Source organism: Corynebacterium neomassiliense (genome assembly GCF_900626215.1).
Taxonomy (GTDB): Bacteria; Actinomycetota; Actinomycetes; order Mycobacteriales; family Mycobacteriaceae; genus Corynebacterium; species Corynebacterium neomassiliense.
The window spans coordinates 1-3,338 of the sequence record NZ_LR131109.1 but is presented as its reverse complement, the minus strand read 5'-3'; the positions used below and the strand labels follow the sequence as shown (position 1 = coordinate 3,338).

Genomic DNA, 3,338 nt, shown 5'->3' with positions numbered 1-3,338 from the left:
GACGGCTGCACTCGTCGCTGGGGTATGTGCCGCCGGTGGAGTTCGAAATGAATCTGTTCAACAAACCTGCTGCTGAGGAACCTGAGGCAGCTTAGTTACCTGTCCACGATTTGCGGGCAAGGCCACATCCGTAAGGTGCGCTGTCGCGTAGATGTTCCCCAGGCCGCCGAGGTTTTCCAGATCTACAGTCAGGCCACGTGGTACGCCGCTTCAAGGTGGCTTCTCTGTATGGTGTTTGCATGGAAGCTGCGCTGCCGCATGAAGTCCGCCGAGCAACCGGGCCGTATCTCGCCTCGGCCGATCGACTGCTACCTGGAGCGATCACGGGCGTCGCAGTCGCTGGTTCCGTCGCGCTGGGAGCGTATCGTCCGAAGGCCAGTGACATCGATCTGATCGCCACGGTTGACGACGACTGGAGAGGACACTCTGGTCTTATCCCACGCCTGCGAGCTCTGCACCTGTCACAATTCCCGCGGTTACTTGGGCGAGCCATCCGAGGTATGGGCGTCAGCGCGTGCTGCAACACCTCGTTCGTGTGGGACTCGGAGATCACGCGCCCTGTGACACAGATCGAACCCATCGCTTCCCACGTGGGCGAGATCTTCGACCCCAGGGGCGCGTTCGATGTGAATCCCGTGATCTGGCACGAGCTCCAGCACGGTGGCATCGCGCTACGGGGAGAGGACGTCTCGACCTGGGGTCTGGACCCGGAGCCCGACAAGCTCCGAGCATGGACCCTGAACAACCTGCTCGGGTACTGGAAGCCGCTGATGCGGCGCACCGAGAGGGGGCGTGGAGCCCTCGGAGCCGGAAGGGTCCAATGGCGGCTCCTCGGACCCGCGCGGATGCACGCGACGCTCACGACGGGTGAGGTCATCAGCAAGCAGGAGGCCGGAGCGCGTGCTCTCGGATTGTTCCCTCATCACGCACCGATCCTCGGCGTAGCACTCGCTCACCTCGGCGGAGAGAATGCTCCAAGCGCTCCACCGAAAAGCGAATGGCGACGGCTGACTGTCGCCTGCATGCGCGATATCATCTCCGAATCGGAGGTGCTTCCACGCTGAACTACCTCCGTCACCTCGACCATTTCGACATCTCGCAGACCTTCCCGCTCTTCACCAGGAGGCGGCCCAGCGGATGAATACGGAAAGCGGTGCATAGCGACACAGAGCTATCAGAAATCCGTGCCACATAGCGATCCCATTCACATCATAGGTACGTATCGGGACCTGGTTCTGCCCCGTGCTTGGCGGGGGTTCCGTTGACAACGTCAAACGCACGTCCCTGCCCCCACCGCTATCTCCGATCCTGAATGCCGCACAGGTCAATCAGCGTGCCTCTTCCAGTACACACGACAGAGACAGGCAGCTACGCTGCTGTCTAGGTTCTTCTGCTGAACTTTTTCCGCTCCATCACTCTGTGTATCTATGTAGCATGCATCACAGTAGTATCGAAATAAAAATATGGAATATCTATTAAAATCTGAATAAAACTAAACTCAGTAGTCCATGTTGGCTGCCCTATCATCCAAATACGATTGTATTTCTATTAGCTTTTTCACATTGCCGTAGTTCTCGATACTGTGGGAAACTTGCGAAATAAATTCCTCGTCGAATCGTACGTCTAACCCCGACTCGATCCACGCCATCGCATGAGGAAATGTCCTGACCAGGTAAGCGTCTATATCATCAAATAGTCCGAACACTTTAGAAAGATCAGTCTCTGAGAGAGGGAAAAAAGAGAACCGTGGGCTATCGAGAATACTGGACATGCCGACTGGAAGAGCTCCAAGACCTTCCATGTGCACGTAGACAGTAGCGCCGTACCCCTTCTCGAAACCGCCATGAGAGTAAGGATTTCTCCATTGCTCGACGACTTCCCCAAGACGTTCCCGAAGCCTCTTCGATTCCTTGTCAGAAACACCAATGACCCGCCTCCACTTGTCACCCCATCGGTCGCCAATAATCTGAGTCAGCTCATCCGAACTCGGATCAAAGTCGTGGAACGGGAGTATGAGCACAAAACAGTGTTCCAACACGCTCAAATACGCAGATATCGACGCCACCAGATCATGCGAGGCGTTGAGATCCATAACGCTCTTTCCGCAAACATGATGACTCCAACTTTTGACTATGCCGTCACCCTCCATCTGCTCATGGATATCCTCGACGAAGTCCGGATTGACGGCACGTTGCCGGAAGTAGTCGTAAGCACGACGTAGTCGCCTGTATTGGTTGGCCACAGTTACGTTTCCGGAGTTTATCGCATTGTGAGCCTTTTTAGAAAGCAGTTTTTCGACAGTCCTCCCGGCTGTGTTTAGCTTCTTCCGTATCTCCAAAAGGATTCTATCTGCTCGCTCCTTGGTAAGGTCACCACGGACGCGAAGGCGTAAGCCGAACTTCTCGTACGAGAGGCTACAGGAGTGCCCTTGATACTGGAATTCTACCCACCAAGCGACCTTCTCCCACGGACCATGGTGCGGTATGCCGATTAGATCTAACGCGTGCCGAAGCAACACAGGTAGTGGCGCTTCATGTGGCATGATTTTCAATACGTGTGTAGCGTATGTAGCGGCTTTGTCATCAGTCGGGACCGGCGGACCGAAGTCCCTGAGCGATGTCCTGGAAAGATGTTTTGCTGCGTTTTCGTCTGCTGTCGACATGGCATAATAGTGCCACACGGATCTACCTATACTGCTATGTGCTATCAAATAGGACCTGCTGGTTCGTAAGGGACTAGTTCACACTGTTGGAGATGACGGCGGGACAGGGCTCTTACCGATCACACCCCGATCACCACCGATCAAAGGGAAGACGTCACCCCCCTAGGCCCCTGCCGGCCTGCGGTATTGCACCCGCATACGAACACGTGTTCTATGTAGCTATGGATGCTCCACGGTCACTACACCCCGGCTCGGACATGCTGATTCCCTCAGCAGTGGAAACCGTCGCCGCGGGTTTCCCCTCCCCCGCCGAGGACTATGCAGACGCCGGCATCGACCTGTCACGCCAGCTCATCGACCATCCGGCCGCGACATTCCTCGTTCGTGTCGCCGGGGAGTCCATGACCGGCCGCGGTATCGACGACGGTGACGAACTCATCATCGACCGATCCCTGACCCCCAAGGACGACGACGTTGTCGTCGCCCTCGTTGACGGAGAATTCACCGTCAAGCAGTACCACCCCGGTCCGCCGGCACAACTGATCCCCGCCAACCACGACTTCACTGCCATCGACCTCGACGGCCGCGACGATGCGGAGATCTGGGGCATGGTCACCACCTGCCTGCATCACCTGCGCCCCCGGCGTCCCCAGTGACCGCGACACCCTCCCACCGG

3 protein-coding genes are annotated in these 3,338 nt (G+C 56.8%); 2 read left to right on the top strand and 1 reads right to left on the bottom strand.

Annotated elements, in window-relative coordinates; genetic code table 11:
- Positions 1-239: 239 nt before the first annotated feature.
- The gene (locus E0E18_RS13690; protein ID WP_130841908.1) at positions 240-1,064 is read left to right on the top strand and encodes an aminoglycoside adenylyltransferase domain-containing protein; all 825 of its coding nucleotides are present in this window, start codon (positions 240-242) and stop codon (positions 1,062-1,064) included.
- A 434-nt stretch (positions 1,065-1,498) separates the two neighbouring features.
- Here the strand turns inward: E0E18_RS13690 and E0E18_RS13685 are convergent, their stop codons facing one another.
- Entirely contained in the window at positions 1,499-2,662 is a 1,164-nt protein-coding gene (locus E0E18_RS13685) for a hypothetical protein (RefSeq protein WP_130841906.1), read from the bottom strand.
- A 257-nt stretch (positions 2,663-2,919) separates the two neighbouring features.
- On the opposite strand from E0E18_RS13685, the gene E0E18_RS13680 reads away from it, so the two are divergent.
- On the top strand, positions 2,920-3,318 hold the full coding sequence (locus E0E18_RS13680) for a LexA family protein (protein WP_202616787.1): 399 nt from the start codon (positions 2,920-2,922) through the stop codon (positions 3,316-3,318).
- The last annotated feature ends 20 nt before the right edge of the window (positions 3,319-3,338 follow it).

Excerpts from the sequence above, each read along its gene's own strand:
- E0E18_RS13685 (WP_130841906.1), bottom strand. The coding sequence starts at position 2,662 with ATGTCGACAGCAGACGAAAACGCAGCAAAACATCTTTCCAGGACATCG.
- E0E18_RS13680 (WP_202616787.1), top strand. The coding sequence starts at position 2,920 with ATGCTGATTCCCTCAGCAGTGGAAACCGTCGCCGCGGGTTTCCCCTCC.
- E0E18_RS13690 (WP_130841908.1), top strand. The coding sequence starts at position 240 with ATGGAAGCTGCGCTGCCGCATGAAGTCCGCCGAGCAACCGGGCCGTAT.